The organism is Frankia sp. CeCAU1, assembly GCF_977971845.1.
In genome coordinates this window covers 16,502-29,382 of record NZ_CDWWXA010000044.1, presented here as the reverse complement: position 1 = coordinate 29,382, position 12,881 = coordinate 16,502, and the positions used below count along the sequence as shown (strand labels likewise).

14 protein-coding genes and 1 pseudogene are annotated in these 12,881 nt (G+C 66.3%); 8 read left to right on the top strand and 7 right to left on the bottom strand.

Annotation, left to right across the window (positions count from 1 at the left end; all coding sequences use genetic code 11):
- Together AC08OO_RS10445 and AC08OO_RS10440 are read left to right on the top strand one after the other, a co-directional pair.
- Positions 1–400, top strand: a 400-nt coding sequence (locus AC08OO_RS10445; RefSeq protein ID WP_476618456.1) for an acetyl-CoA carboxylase biotin carboxyl carrier protein, incomplete at its 5' end; no start/stop codon positions are given.
- Positions 400–1,752 (top strand): acetyl-CoA carboxylase biotin carboxylase subunit, encoded by a 1,353-nt coding sequence (locus AC08OO_RS10440; protein WP_011437313.1) that lies wholly within the window; start codon positions 400–402, stop codon positions 1,750–1,752. The genes AC08OO_RS10445 and AC08OO_RS10440, both read left to right, overlap by 1 nt.
- Before the next feature lie 113 nt (positions 1,753–1,865).
- On the opposite strand, the gene AC08OO_RS10435 is transcribed toward AC08OO_RS10440, so the two are convergent.
- Entirely contained in the window at positions 1,866–2,747 is an 882-nt protein-coding gene (locus AC08OO_RS10435; RefSeq protein ID WP_476607316.1) for an HpcH/HpaI aldolase/citrate lyase family protein, read from the bottom strand.
- Positions 2,744–3,286: a MaoC family dehydratase gene (locus tag AC08OO_RS10430; protein WP_476609736.1), complete on the bottom strand. Its 543-nt coding sequence runs from the start codon at positions 3,284–3,286 to the stop codon at positions 2,744–2,746. Before AC08OO_RS10430 ends, AC08OO_RS10435 begins: the two co-directional genes overlap by 4 nt.
- A gap of 238 nt (positions 3,287–3,524) precedes the next feature.
- Between AC08OO_RS10430 and AC08OO_RS10425 the strand changes: the two genes are divergently transcribed.
- From AC08OO_RS10425 to AC08OO_RS10415, 3 genes are all read left to right on the top strand, one after another.
- The gene (locus AC08OO_RS10425) at positions 3,525–4,565 is read left to right on the top strand and encodes a metallophosphoesterase (RefSeq protein WP_476609735.1); all 1,041 of its coding nucleotides are present in this window, start codon (positions 3,525–3,527) and stop codon (positions 4,563–4,565) included.
- An 83-nt stretch (positions 4,566–4,648) separates the two neighbouring features.
- Complete coding sequence (locus tag AC08OO_RS10420; protein WP_476618455.1) at positions 4,649–4,831, top strand: formate dehydrogenase accessory sulfurtransferase FdhD; 183 nt, start codon at positions 4,649–4,651, stop codon at positions 4,829–4,831.
- 365 nt (positions 4,832–5,196) lie between these two features.
- Positions 5,197–6,321: a hypothetical protein gene (locus AC08OO_RS10415; RefSeq protein WP_476609734.1), complete on the top strand. Its 1,125-nt coding sequence runs from the start codon at positions 5,197–5,199 to the stop codon at positions 6,319–6,321.
- 551 nt (positions 6,322–6,872) lie between these two features.
- Here AC08OO_RS10415 and AC08OO_RS10410 read toward each other — a convergent pair.
- Both AC08OO_RS10410 and AC08OO_RS10405 read right to left on the bottom strand, forming a co-directional pair.
- A pseudogene (locus AC08OO_RS10410) lies at positions 6,873–7,202 on the bottom strand (ATP-binding protein); the annotation flags it as partial.
- A 61-nt stretch (positions 7,203–7,263) separates the two neighbouring features.
- Positions 7,264–7,563, bottom strand: coding sequence for a hypothetical protein (locus tag AC08OO_RS10405; RefSeq protein WP_476609733.1), 300 nt, complete (start codon positions 7,561–7,563; stop codon positions 7,264–7,266).
- 242 nt (positions 7,564–7,805) lie between these two features.
- Here AC08OO_RS10405 and AC08OO_RS10400 point away from each other — a divergent pair, with 242 nt between their 5' ends.
- The 3 genes from AC08OO_RS10400 to AC08OO_RS10390 all read left to right on the top strand — a co-directional run bounded on the left by AC08OO_RS10400 (position 7,806) and on the right by AC08OO_RS10390 (position 9,965).
- Entirely contained in the window at positions 7,806–8,774 is a 969-nt protein-coding gene (locus AC08OO_RS10400; RefSeq protein ID WP_476609732.1) for a helix-turn-helix domain-containing protein, read from the top strand.
- Positions 8,771–8,980 (top strand): DUF397 domain-containing protein, encoded by a 210-nt coding sequence (locus AC08OO_RS10395; RefSeq protein ID WP_011434862.1) that lies wholly within the window; start codon positions 8,771–8,773, stop codon positions 8,978–8,980. Before AC08OO_RS10400 ends, AC08OO_RS10395 begins: the two co-directional genes overlap by 4 nt.
- Positions 8,981–9,299: 319 nt before the next feature.
- The gene (locus AC08OO_RS10390) at positions 9,300–9,965 is read left to right on the top strand and encodes a hypothetical protein (protein ID WP_476609731.1); all 666 of its coding nucleotides are present in this window, start codon (positions 9,300–9,302) and stop codon (positions 9,963–9,965) included.
- Here the strand turns inward: AC08OO_RS10390 and AC08OO_RS10385 are convergent.
- Genes AC08OO_RS10385 through AC08OO_RS10375 form a run of 3 tightly spaced genes read right to left on the bottom strand, consistent with a single transcriptional unit; the run spans position 9,956 to position 11,704 of the window.
- Positions 9,956–10,822 carry an aldo/keto reductase gene (locus tag AC08OO_RS10385; RefSeq protein WP_476609730.1) on the bottom strand — a complete coding sequence of 289 codons (867 nt, stop codon included), beginning with the start codon at positions 10,820–10,822 and terminating at the stop codon, positions 9,956–9,958. The genes AC08OO_RS10390 and AC08OO_RS10385 overlap by 10 nt on opposite strands.
- Complete coding sequence (locus AC08OO_RS10380) at positions 10,756–11,322, bottom strand: hypothetical protein (RefSeq protein WP_476618454.1); 567 nt, start codon at positions 11,320–11,322, stop codon at positions 10,756–10,758. Before AC08OO_RS10380 ends, AC08OO_RS10385 begins: the two co-directional genes overlap by 67 nt.
- Positions 11,309–11,704, bottom strand: coding sequence for a JmjC domain-containing protein (locus tag AC08OO_RS10375; protein ID WP_476609741.1), 396 nt, complete (start codon positions 11,702–11,704; stop codon positions 11,309–11,311). Before AC08OO_RS10375 ends, AC08OO_RS10380 begins: the two co-directional genes overlap by 14 nt.
- Positions 11,705–12,881 lie beyond the last annotated feature (1,177 nt).

Sequence of the window (12,881 nt, the reverse complement as noted above, 5' to 3'; positions counted from 1 at the left end):
GGGTGCTGTTCCTGGTGGTGCTGTTCCCGGGGGTGCTGTTCCCGGGGGTGCTGTTCCCGGGGGTGCCGTTCCCGGGGGTGCCGTTCCCGGGGGTGCCGCGCCGGTCGAGGAGCGGCCGGCGGACTCGCCGACCGCCGGTGGTGACGCTGGCCTGAGCTACGTCACCGCGCCGAGCGTCGGGGTCTTCTACTACGCTCCCGAACCCGGTGCGCGGCCGTTCGTCCGGGTCGGGGACACCGTGAAGGCCGGGCAGCAGGTCGCGATCCTCGAGGTGATGAAGCTGATGATCCCCATTGAGGCGGACACAGCCGGCCGGATCGTCGAGGTGTGCCAGCCCGACGCGACATCGGTCGAGTACGGCGAACGGCTGATCGCCATTGATCCGGACGCCCGCGGCTGATGGTCACCACCGTCCTGATCGCCAACCGGGGCGAGATCGCTCTGCGGGTCCTGCGCACCTGCCGGGAGCTCGGCCTGCGTACCGTCGCCGTCTACTCGGCCGACGACCGCGGCAGCATGGTGACCCGGCTCGCCGACCGGGCCGTCCAGATCGGTCCGGGCCCCGCCGGCCGCAGCTACCTCAACATCCCGACGATCATCGAGGCCGCCCGGCTCGCCGGCGCGGACGCCATCCATCCCGGATACGGATTCCTTTCCGAGAACGCGGACTTCGCGGAGGTCTGCGAGTCCGAGGGCATCACCTTCGTCGGACCGCCCGCCTCGGTCATGGAGAAGCTCGGGGACAAGGCCGTCGCCCGCTCGCTGATGGTTGCCGCGGGCCTTCCGCTGCTGCCCGGAAGCCACACCGCGATCGACCACGCGGACGAGGCAGAGGTGTTCGCCGACAGGATCGGCTATCCCGTGATCATCAAGGCCGCCGCCGGCGGCGGCGGTCGGGGGATGCGCATCGTCGAGCAGCCCGAGGAGTTCCTGCGCGCCTACACCGAGACCCGGGCGGGCGCGCAGGCCGTCTTCGGCGACGGGCGGGTGTATGTCGAGCGCTACCTGCCCTCGGCCCGGCACGTGGAGATCCAGGTGCTCTGCGACCAGTACGGCAACGGCGTGTACCTGGGGGCCCGGGACTGCTCGGTGCAGCGGCGTCACCAGAAGCTCATCGAAGAGACACCGGCGCCCTGCCTGCCCGCGGACCTCATCGAGGAGATGGGGCGGGCCGCGCTGCGCGGGGTCGCCACGGCGGGCTACGTCGGCGCGGGCACCGTCGAGTTCCTGGTCGACCCGGCCGGTGCGTACTACTTCATGGAGGTCAACTGCCGGCTGCAGGTGGAGCATCCGGTGACGGAGATGGTGACCGGCATCGACCTCGTCGCCGAGCAGTTCCGGATCGCCGCGGGGGAGAAACTCGACCTCACCCAGGACGCGGTCGTCCCGCGCGGCGTCGCGATCGAGTGCCGCGTCAACGCCGAGGACCCGGTCCGGGGATTCGCACCCGCGCCCGGAACGCTCACGGAGTGCCATTTCCCCGGCGGGCCCTTCGTCCGGGTGGACAGCCACGCGCACCCCGGCTACCGGATACCGACCCGGTACGACTCCCTGCTGGCGAAGGTGGTCGCCTGGGCGCCGGATCGCGACGGCGCGGTCCGGCGGATGCGCTCGGCCCTGTCAGAGCTGCGCATCGAGGGACCGGGCGTGGCCACGACCGTGCCCTTCCTCCTGCGGGTGCTCGACGATTCCCGGTTCCGGACCGCGACTCACGACACCTCTCTCGTCGCCGCGCTCACCTCGACCGGCTGACCAGAGTTCTCTACGCAGAGTTGTGGAGGGTTGGGTACGGTCTGACGGCGTCAGACCGTACCCAACCCTCCACATTTCCCCGGCCAGGCCGGGGTGGGCCATGCCGGGCCGGGTTATCCACAGATCGTGGTAGGGCCCTGGCGCCGCCGCTGATCGGCGGGTGAGTCTGTGACGGTGACAGCAGGATCATGCCCGGTGGCGGCGAGGGTGCGTTCGGCGTGGCGCAGGACGGGCGCGTCGACCATCCGCCCCTCGAAGGAGAACACGCCGGCGGAGTGCGTCGCCGCGTCGAGTACCCGCCGCGCCCACGCCACCTCGTCGGCGGACGGCGCGAACGCCTGCCGCACGGCCGCGACCTGCCTCGGGTGGATACACGCCTTCGCCGCGAAGCCGCTCGCGACGGCGTCACGAGCCTCGGCCGCGAGGCCGTCGACATCGGCGATGTCCAGGTACACGGAATCGACGGCGACCTGCCCGTGCGCTCCGGCCGCCAGCAGGACGCTCGCCCGGGCATGCAGGGCGACGCCCCGGTAGCGGCCGGCCTCGTCCCGGCTCGACCGGCCACCCAGCGCGGCGACGAGATCCTCCGCGCCCCACATGACGCCGATGGTGGTGGGAACGGCCGCGATCTCGGCCGCGGCGAGCACGCCGCGCGGTGTCTCGCACAGGGCGACGACCCGGCGCGGCCCGACGGCGGCGACCTGCTCGGCGGACTCCGTCTTGGCCAGCATGACGACGGGATAGGGCGTGTCGGCGAGGGCGCGCAGGTCCTCGCCGTAGTCGGCGGTCCCGGCGGGGTTGATCCGGATGATCGTCCGCAGTGGGTCGAGGATGGTCTCCCGCAACGCGCGCCGTGCCCGCGGCCGGTCCGCCGCCGCCACGCCGTCCTCCAGATCGAGGATGACCCCATCGGCCGCGGCGGCAGCCTTGGCGAATCGGTCGGGCCGGTCCGCGGGGCAGAACAGCAACGCCGGGCCGGGCAGCTGCCCGATCACCGGTCCGCCGCCCGGCGCAGCATCAGCGCGGACCGTACCGCCACGGCTACCACGTCACCGTGCTGGTTGCGCGCGGTGTGCTCGAAGGTGACCACCCCCTGCCCGGGTCGGCTGCGGGAGAGCCGCTTGTCGCGTACCACGGTCTCGGCGTAGAGCGTGTCGCCGGGGAACACCGGTGCGGGGAAGCGGATCTCGGTGAATCCGAGGTTGGCCACGGTCGTTCCCTGGGTCAGCCGGCTCACCGACAGGCCGACCAGCGTCGCGAGGGTGAACATGCTGTTGACCAGCCGAGTGCCGAAGGTCTGGGTCGTGCTCCATGCCTCGTCGAGGTGCAGCGCCTGGGTGTTCATCGTCAGCGTGCTGAACAGGGTGTTGTCGGCTTCGCTCACGGTCCGCCCGGGCCGGTGGACGTAGACGACGTCGGTCTCCAGCTCGTCGAACCACAGCCCCCGTTCCTCGACGCGCCGACATTCTCGCTCGGTCCGCTCGGTCCGCTCGGTCCGCTCGGTCCGCTCGGGAGGGGATGCCCCTGCCTCCATCGGTGCCTCCCTCGATCGACTCCCGTCGCCGGCCGCCGGTGTTCGGCGGCCGAGATGGCAGGGGTAGGGTAACCCGCGTTGTGCTGGCCGTGGGTGAAGGTTCATCACCCCTTCCGGGGGCGTTCCGGTCGACCCGATAGCTTCCGGACGTCCGGAGTGCGGGTGGCGGGCCGTCGGCCCGATGAATCGCCGTCCCCGGAAAAGAACCGTGCGGTCCTCGTGGTGAAGGAGTCCGGCAATGCGGCACCGCAGGCTTTTGTTGGCACTGGCCGTGGGTACGCTGACCGCGTCCGTGTCGATCCCGATCTCGGCGGACGCGGCCACCCCGCTCGGCACCGGGACCGCTCCGTCTACGATCGCCGTGATCGGCGACATCCCCTACGGCGCCGCCAAGATCGCCGAGTTTCCCACCGACATCGGCAAGATCAACGCCGATCCCGACGTGTCGCTGGTCGCGCATCTCGGCGATATCAAGAACGGCAGCAGCGTCTGCTCGGACTCGTACTTCGCCGCCATCAAGTCGGATTTCGACCAGTTCCAGGATCCTTTTGTCTACACCCCCGGCGACAACGAGTGGACCGACTGTCACCGCGCGAACAACGGTGGTTACAATCCTCTCGAACGTCTCGGAAAACTGCGTCAGGTGTTCTTCCCTGTCCCAGGTCGGACCCTCGGCGTGAACGCCCGGCAGGTCACCAGTGAATCCGCGAACCCGGCCTACGCGCCCTTCGTGGAGAACACCATGTGGACCCAGTCCGGTGTGGTTTTCTCGACACTTAACGTGCAGGGCAGCAACAACGACCTCGTCCCGTGGTTCGGGGTGACGCCGCTGTCCGCGGAGCAGCGGAACGAGTATTCTACCAGGCTTGACGCGGACCTTGAGTGGATCAACGAGGCGTTCAACGTCGCACGCCGGACCGGGGCGCCGGGGGTCGCGCTGCTCATGCAGGCCGATATGTGGGACACCAGCGCGCTGGCCGCCGGTGGAGACGGGCTGAGTGGCTTCGATCCCATCGTCAAGCGGATCGGGACCCTCGCCGAGCATTTCGGTAAGCCGGTGCTCATCCTGCAGGGTGACTCGCACAACTTCCGGGTCGACCACCCGTTCACGAGCACGGACCCGCTCTACGGCATCCACCCGCTGGCCCCGAAGACCCTGCAGGCTCCCAACGTGACCCGCGTCGTCGTCGATGGCAGCGCTCAGGCGAACGACTACCTGAAGCTCGCGATCAACCCGGCTACCCCGGGCGTCTTCAGCTGGACTCGCGTCAACTACTGAGGGAACGAATCCTCCCACCGGCCGGGGCCGTTTCGCGGTCCCGGCCGGCCCCGGAGCCGATGAGACCGACCCGTCGGGGTGCGGTGGCTGTCGTCGGTTCCAGGCAGAAGGCGCTGATGGCCGGGGTGCCGGCGCTCGCGGCGGTCTCCGCGCCCTCGACGCTCGCGGTGGACCTCGCCGAGGAGTCGGGGATGACGCTCGCTGGGTTCGTGCGCGGTACGTCGATGAACCTCCACACCGGCGCGCACCGGGTGGTACTGGGCTGACCCCGCCTCAGCCGCCCCGGTCGGACCGGTGCGCCGTTCTGGACGAGCGGAGGGCCTCACCGCAAGGTGAGGCGGCATGAGCGCCGCTATCGGGCGCTCTTATGCAACGGAGGCGGTTACCGGCACAGAGGCCGGTACGCGAGATCGGGGGCGTATCTTTGCCACTGATCCATCGGTGATGGTGGTCGTGACGGAGCCGCACAGCGCGTGGGCGATCTCGTCCCCCCTCGTCTCCCACGGACGGGCGCCGCGGCCATCCACCGTCACCAGGAAACGGTCGCGTGGGTTGAACGTGGAGAACGTGTCGCCGGAATCTACCATTATGGGGGCAGAGGGGTCAATCGGGGGATTCGGGCGGAGGGCTGGTGCGTTCGGCGCAGCGGGGCAGGACCGTCGGGCTCCTGCTGGCCGGTCTGCTCGTGATCGCGGTGGTGGCCCTGATCGTGCTCCCCCGGCTGGGGGGCGACGCCGGCGGCGGTCCGCCCGACGGCAACGTGCGGACCGTCCGGGTCCTGGCCGGTTCGGAGAAGCGGGACTTCTTCGCGGACCCCGCGGTGGGCGCCCGGCTCGCGGAGCTCGGCTACCGGCTGCAGGTCGATACCGCGGGGTCCAGGGAGATCGCCACCAGCCGCGATCTGACCCCATATGACCTGGCCTTTCCGGCCGACGCGCCGCAGGCCGACCGGATCAGGGCCGCCAGGAAGGTGACGAAGTCCTACGTCCCCTTCTTCAGCCCGATGGCGATCGCCACCTTCCAGCCGATCGCGTCACTGCTGCAGAAAGCCGGGGTCGTGCGGATGGACGGCGGCCACCGCGTCCTGAACATGCGCGGCTACCTCGATCTGGTCGATAAGAACACCCGCTGGTCGGACCTGCCGGGGAACACCGCTTTCGAGACCGGCAAGTCCGTGCTCATCAGTTCGACGGATGTGCGGACGTCGAACTCCGCGGCGCTGTACCTGGCGATCGCCAGCTATGTCGAGAACGGCGGTAACGTCGTCGCCGACAGCGCCGCGGCGGATCGGGTGGCCGCCCGCTGCGCACCGCTGTTCGTCAAGCAGGGCTATGTCGAGCAGTCCACCCAGGAACCCTTCGACGACTTCCTCACCATCGGGATGGGGAAGACGCCGATGGCCATGATCTACGAGGCGCAGTTCGTCGCCCGTCAGCTCGCGAAGGACGGCTCCATCAGCCCCGACATGGTCCTCATGTACCCGGAGCCAACGATCTACGCGAAGCACACGGTGATACCACTGACCGCCGATGGAGATGCCGCCGGGCGGCTGCTTGCCACCGACCCGCAGCTGCAGCGTCTCGCGGCTCAGCACGGGTTTCGTACCGCGGATGCCGCGTACGGCCGCCGCCTGGCCACCGAACGGGGTCTCGCGCCGCCGCCGTCACTGGTCGACGTGGTGGAACCGCCCACCGCCGCCATCGAGGAACGCATGATTGACAAGATTGTGAACCAGGCGCAGGGGAGACCCGGTTGACCACGTAACCGCCGGCCGCCGACCGGAATACGGCACCTGGCAATACGTCCCCCGGCGGCCTGGTGCTGACCCCGCCCGAGCCGGTGGCACCGGTGCCCCTTGACCGGGCCGAACCGGCCGTTCCGATCGATCCGGACGCCGTGGCCCGACTGGACGAGCAGGCTGGCACGTTCGCGCGCACGCTGCTGTCCATCGATGCCCACTCGCCGGCGTTCGCGTCGAAGGTCGCAGCCGTGCACCGGTTGGGGGAGAAGGAGATCCGGGAATCGGCGTCGGTGTCCAACCGGTTGCTCGACAAGCCCACCCGGGCGATGAACTCCGGGCCCTTCGACCAGACCTCGGCGGTGTCGAAGTCCCTGGTCGAGCTGCGCCGGGTCGGTGCGGTAGACGACCGGCGCCGTAGGCTGCGGCCCGACCCTCGGTGTCCGCGTCGGCATCGGCGTAGCGGCCTGCGTCGGCGGCGGCGTGGCTTGCAAACCACCGGGAATCTCGGCCCAGACAACTTTTCCGCCGGTCTTTACTCTCCACCACGACCATCGGCGCGACAGCGCGTCGACCATCAGCAGGCCGCGTCCGTCCTCACTGAACAGGTCCGGGCTTTTGATACGGGGAGCGGTGTCATTGCCGTCCCGCACTCCAACAAGGACGTATTCTCCTGTCGCGGTGAGCCGTATGGCCACGACGTCTTCCGGGCGGCTCGCCTTCACGGCATTCGAGGTCAATTCACAAACGACGAGTTCGACAGTGTTGACGGTGTCGGAGTCGACTGACCATTCCCTGAGCGTGCAGGCCGTGCTCGTGCGCACGTCGGGAACGGCGGCGGCTGTCGGCGGGAAGTGCGCCACGGCCACCCGGACCACAGGCGATGAGTCACCAGTCATGCTGAGCCCCGTGCGGCGGTCAGCGCGCGGACGGCAGCCCAGCGGCCGATGATCCGGATGGTCACGACCGTGAGTGCTGTGCAGGCTGGCGCCGCGCCGTGTCGCCTGCGGCTGCGGCTGCGCCGAGAGCGGGCAGGTCACAGCCGGGCAACACGGCGAATTCGGCCCACGCCACCAGCTCACAGCGGGCGTGGGATAGGCGGCGGCTGACCTTCGCTACACGGTCGTCGAGTGTCAGGGGGAGGCGGGTTCGCGCCTGCCGCATCCGCACGTGCGCCCACTCGTGGGCGGTGTCGAAGTCGGGGAATGCCCCGAGCGGTCGTCCGTCCGCGTCCCACACCACGAACCGGCGTTCGTCCATGGACCCTCTCCCTTCGGTCTGCGACGGGTAGCCCCCGCGCCGCGCCTCCGTCTCCGTGCCGCAGACAGCAGGGCGCGGCAGATGCCGCCGAGGAGGGCTCCTTGGCAACGCAGAGAGACGCGAGCGTCCGCCGATGGCAGCGCCGTAGGCGGCCAGGCGGCCACTCTCGGCGCGCCTGCTGTCACGCAGAAGTCAAACACCGTGAGGACCCAACATGCAAGACTCACAATGCAAACTGAGAGATGTTGATATTGTTGCGAAACAGCGACTGGAGTCTTTCATTTCGGGTGATGGACTACCCTCAAACCGAAGGAAAGGCGATGCCAGAAGGCACCACGACGACGGGCTCGACCGTGCCGCGCCGCCAGCTCGGCCGGTACCTACGCGATCTTCGAAACCAGGCGAGGCTGACCGTGCGGGCAGCCGCACGGCGCCTGGAGTGGTCCGAAGCCAAGATCTGGCGCATCGAGTCGGGGCTGACCTCGCTTCGGAGCTTTGACGTAGAGATCATGTGCCGGATCTACGGTGCACCCACCGACCTGACCGAGGCGCTGATGGGGCTCGCGAAGGAGACGAAGGCGCGCGGCTGGTGGCACAGCTACGGCGACGTCATCCCGGCCTGGTTCGACCTGTACATCGGGCTCGAAGAGGCAGCCTCTCGCCTCTGGTGCTACCAGTCGGAACTCGTTCCCGGTCTCCTCCAAACAGAGGAGTACGCACGGACCCTGATCCGAGCGGAAGACCCCGATATCGAGAACGACGAAATAGACCGGCGAGTTCATGTACGCATGGCCCGGCAGGCGTTGCTGACCCGAGTGACCGATCCCCCGGTCCTGAATATTGTTCTCAGCGAGTCGATTCTGCATCGCCCCGTTGGTGGCCCGAAGGTACTCGCACAGCAACTCGAACGGATTGCGGACGTAAACCGGCTGCCTAATGTCACGATCAAGGTAATGCCGTTCAGTGCCGGCCTACACGCGGGCGTCACGTCGGGTCCGTTCGTCGTTCTTCGGTTTCCCGAGAACGGAACCGGACGAGCGGGGGAACCGCCAACGGTTTACGTGGAGGGACTTGCCGGAGCGTTGTATCTAGAGAAAAATCGTGAGGTAGAGCAATACGAAGAGTCGTTCAGCGCTATGTGGGAATCTGCGGCCGAGCGGGACGCGAGCACCAAGATGCTCATTGATCGAGCTAGGAGTCTCGAACCATGAACAGTCACGATCTTTCCGGCGCGGTGTGGCGCAAGAGCAGCTACAGCAACGCTAAGGGTGAGTGTGTCGAGGTTGCATTCCTTGACGGCGGCCTTGTCGCCCTACGGGACAGCAAGGACCATGGAACCGGGCCTGCGCTGGTCTTTACCAGTGCGGAATGGTCGGCGTTCGTGCGTGGTGTGACGGATGGAGAGTTCACGGCCTGACAGCCGATACGGTGTCCACAGGGCGCCGAGATAGCATTTTGCACGTCTTCACTATTGTTGCCCGTCCGCGTGGCGCTCGAACGCAGGCGGACGGGTGACACTCCGCCCGAGCGACGAGAGAGACAGGGTTTCCATCGTGCCAAACGTCCGCGCTAAATTGGATCTCAGGTCGGGGTCCTATAACGACGTCTTGAAACGTGTCGAGCGATCACTAGACGTTCACCTTGACCGAACCGCGGTCGTGCGGAAGCGACGCTCAATTGGCCTCGCCAGCGATAGAGGAACCTGGGTCCGTGTTGAGGTTCGATCTCCAGAGAAGATGACCGGTCAGGGATGGAACGGAACAGAGACCTCATCGATGCTTCATGGCGTGGCCCGGCCCGTCTGGAGGCAAAGCGTCTCTTGGAACGATCCCGACCAGGATCTCATGTGGAGGGCTGACGAGACAGATTTCGTCGCGGATCATCCCGTTAAACCCGGTGGTATCCTCACTACCGATCCCGACCTTTCTGAGGCGTGGTGGGCGACGCTGAGATCTTCGCTGGCCGCGCTTGCCGGGCATTCGACCACCCGGCTAGCTACTCCTCACACCGAGACAATAACGCAAGCGCGGGTGGACCTGGCAATCAGTCGGGCCCGTGGCGGCAAGATCGACACTAGGATCGAGCAATGGTCAGCCGCGCATGCCGACCTAAATTGGGCGAATCTCACGGCACCAGAATGTATGCTGCTTGACTGGGAAGACTGGGGAATGGCGCCGCGCGGATTGGACCCAGCGAACCTGTGGGTCAACAGCCTGGCAATTCCCGACCTCGCCAGCCGCATCTACCGAGAGTACAGAGAGGAACTGGAAAGCAAGACAGGTAAGATCATGACGCTATTTCTGTGCGCGGACATTGTCAGCGCGCCCGCCTCGTATTCAGGGCCGCTTCACGAGCCGGCATGTCAGGCTGTCGAAAGGCTGGTGAAAGACCTTCAGATGTGAGCGCCTCTCTCACGGAGGAGCTGCCGATAACGAGCGATCTGGTCTAGGTCAACCTTTAGCGCTTCGGCTGACACAAGTTCCCTCATATGGTCTGTGCTGCCGGAACTCACGGCTGTCCGCGTTACTCTTGGCAGCTCATATGACACGCGGAAGACGGCTTGCACATTTGACCCTTCTTCGTTTGGCTGAAGAAAGGTGGCCGCCTTAATTCTCTTCCAGACGTCGCGTGCGGCGTCCCCGCCGAACGGGCTCATCCCCCACAGGCGATCGGACGGGACGCCCAGACGTTGCGCCGCCCGCTCGCTCGCGTCGAGCTGGTCAGACGGCACCGTCAGCCCCGCGCGGACCATGAGCACGTCTGGCGTGGGAGCCTTCGCGAAGAGATCGCCGTCAAGCGCCCGGATCAGCGGCGCCGTATCCCAGGACGATATTCCCCACGACGCGCACAGACCCATGGCTACCGCTTCATACAGCGCCGCGCACGCCGCATCCAAGCGCTCACGGGCTTGTACGGGGCTCACTCCCACAAGGGCCTTCTCAGGATTATGCAGAAAGACGACGTCCGGGATGCGTCCAAGGTCGCACGCTGATTCCTCCACCGCACGGCGAAGCTGGCCGGGAGCGAGGGAGTGAACTACCCGTCCGGACTCTCGGAAGAAGCCGAATTTCGTCGAGATGGAGAACATGGAAAGTAAATCGCCCACGACGCTTGAGAAAAGGCGATGCGAGTCGAACCCATGATGGTTGTAGCTTGTGTCTAGGCATTGAATGCCAACGGCAAGGGCATCCTCTAAAGCTTGCCGTCTGTGGTCAGACCGGTATAGCCCGAGAATAATTCCGGAGTCAGTTCCGCGCATATGCCCTCCCGGACAAGTATCTCCCCAAGGCGCGCGCCATCGATCCCCGCTGCGGACGATACGTAGTCAAGGCGCACAGGATTGCCCGACAGAAGCAACCCAAGGGCTGGTAATGCTTTCCTGGTGAAGACGATCCGTTTCTCCGCCGTCGCGACCGCCACTGTATCGCCCTGGGTCTCCATCTGAGGTGGAAAATCAGTAACGCACACGACCGCGGATGGCGGACCAAAAATGCCGGCTGTGGAGACATGCCGGCCTGCGGAGGTGGCATGCGCCACGGATTCCAAGTAATGGGCCGGCGGATGTGACGTAAGAAGACGCGATGCGGCAACAATAATTTTCTCGCCGTCGTTTTGATGTTCTTTCGGGTCTTCTCCCCGCTGATTCAGATCCTCCCGAAACACCTCTTCGCGGCGCGACTGCTCCGCAAGCCAAGCCAACCAATCGACGCCCGTTCGTCTCGTGAACCCAAAGGTAGCATGAAGGCTAAAACCCGTCACCTCTGCTGGTGCGGCTCGCCCGATGCCAGTGGCCCCGGGGAATATACAACACGTCACCGGTATTCACGGTACCAGACCACACGATGTCTTTGGGAGGCTCAGTATTGGGTGCGGCGTCGCGGTACATGGGAGCACGGCGAGACGGACCCCGGACCTCCCACTCTTTGTCGCCAGCTAACTGTAGGACGATGACGTCGTGATCATCCCAGTGTAGGGAGAAACCCGCCGCGTCGCCCGTTGTGAGGTACACGTTCGCCTGCACAGGCGCGCGCAACCACCATTGAAACGCTCGGCACGCAACCTCTAGCGTCGGATCAAAGTGGTTGACCGCGTCCAACACCAGGGTGCAGCCTGATTGCAAAAGTCCGGCCAGCCGGCGCATATCGACCATCGGAGTGACCTGCCCTCGCCTCGTCGTGTTCATCTGAAGCAAGGAGTTTGGATGCAGCTCTGATTCGTTTTGAAAGCACCGCATCTGGGGCGAGACAGGGCTTCGTCTCATTATCAGGTCTAGAAATCTGGTCGGCGTGAGCACCCTGGGGCATATCCCAGAATCAGGAAGATTCCCCCCGTAGGAACCGGGAGGATGTCGAGCTGGGTCCGGACCATGCCAGCGCGGTCTTTATATCGCGGATGAGCTGATGATCCATCAACATCCTTTACATGGTGGCTCCTTCGGCCTGCACCCAGCTCGCCATGAAAAACCAACCGAAACAGATGAAAGAGAGGCAGGGTCGTACGGCGACAGCTAACGTCGATGCTTAGCCGTCCCTGTTCTCGCCGCTGTCACCGACGGGTCCATCAGAGGTCTGAAAGTCGCCGCGGTCCTGGATCGTGGCCAACTCCTCTACCACGATGACGAGGTCATCCGGTGGCGTCATTGCGCTGGTCTCCTTCCGTGAGCATCAGCAGTGGCGCCCGCGACGATAACCGAGGCCGAAGCAGCCCAGATTCTGGTTGATTGCGGGCAGCGACTGAAAGATTACCGGACCGCTCCCGGAGTCGCTACCGATTTCGGGAACTCCTTCGGTTCCCACCCGGCCACGGCTGGCACGATGTGCCGGCCGCACCAGCAAGGGCGAGAGCCCCGTGACGCTGGCCTTCGTTATGACCTGCACCCCGGACGTTGCCGACCTGCGGCACCGGGCCGCTGAGCGCCTGGCGAGGCGGGCGGGCAGCGCAGCCCGGCCGGCCGGCACGATCGTCACGTTACGACCCACACCGGCAACCTTGGTTGTCAGCCAAGGAGATGCTTCGTCGCGGGTCGGGTAGCTGCCGCTTCGCAATCGACAACCGTGGTTGTCGTGCAAGATCGCTGTGCGGGTCGGGTGCCCAGCGGGGATAGTCAGAGTGGACTGGTTAATGTGGACCATTGATCGCTGGCATCGGCCGCGTACGTCACAGCGTCGCAGGTCAGCGCCCTGGTTCCACCGACGCGCCGTGTCGCTGGCTTTGCACCATCCCGCTGTGACGTCGCATCCTGCTCCGCAGGGGGCGCTTATCGGCACGGTGCCCGCGCGCCGCCCAGGCCGCCGAGAATCGTGCACAGCGTGCCGCCG

Coding starts and splice junctions, on each gene's coding strand:
- AC08OO_RS10375 (WP_476609741.1), bottom strand. CDS start 11,704: ATGCGCCGGCTGGCCGGACTTTTGCAATCAGGCTGCACCCTGGTGTTG.
- AC08OO_RS10395 (WP_011434862.1), top strand. CDS start 8,771: ATGAACAGTCACGATCTTTCCGGCGCGGTGTGGCGCAAGAGCAGCTAC.
- AC08OO_RS10425 (WP_476609735.1), top strand. CDS start 3,525: ATGCGGCACCGCAGGCTTTTGTTGGCACTGGCCGTGGGTACGCTGACC.
- AC08OO_RS10430 (WP_476609736.1), bottom strand. CDS start 3,286: ATGGAGGCAGGGGCATCCCCTCCCGAGCGGACCGAGCGGACCGAGCGG.
- AC08OO_RS10405 (WP_476609733.1), bottom strand. CDS start 7,563: ATGGACGAACGCCGGTTCGTGGTGTGGGACGCGGACGGACGACCGCTC.
- AC08OO_RS10440 (WP_011437313.1), top strand. CDS start 400: ATGGTCACCACCGTCCTGATCGCCAACCGGGGCGAGATCGCTCTGCGG.
- AC08OO_RS10400 (WP_476609732.1), top strand. CDS start 7,806: ATGTTGATATTGTTGCGAAACAGCGACTGGAGTCTTTCATTTCGGGTG.
- AC08OO_RS10385 (WP_476609730.1), bottom strand. CDS start 10,822: ATGCGCGGAACTGACTCCGGAATTATTCTCGGGCTATACCGGTCTGAC.
- AC08OO_RS10390 (WP_476609731.1), top strand. CDS start 9,300: ATGACCGGTCAGGGATGGAACGGAACAGAGACCTCATCGATGCTTCAT.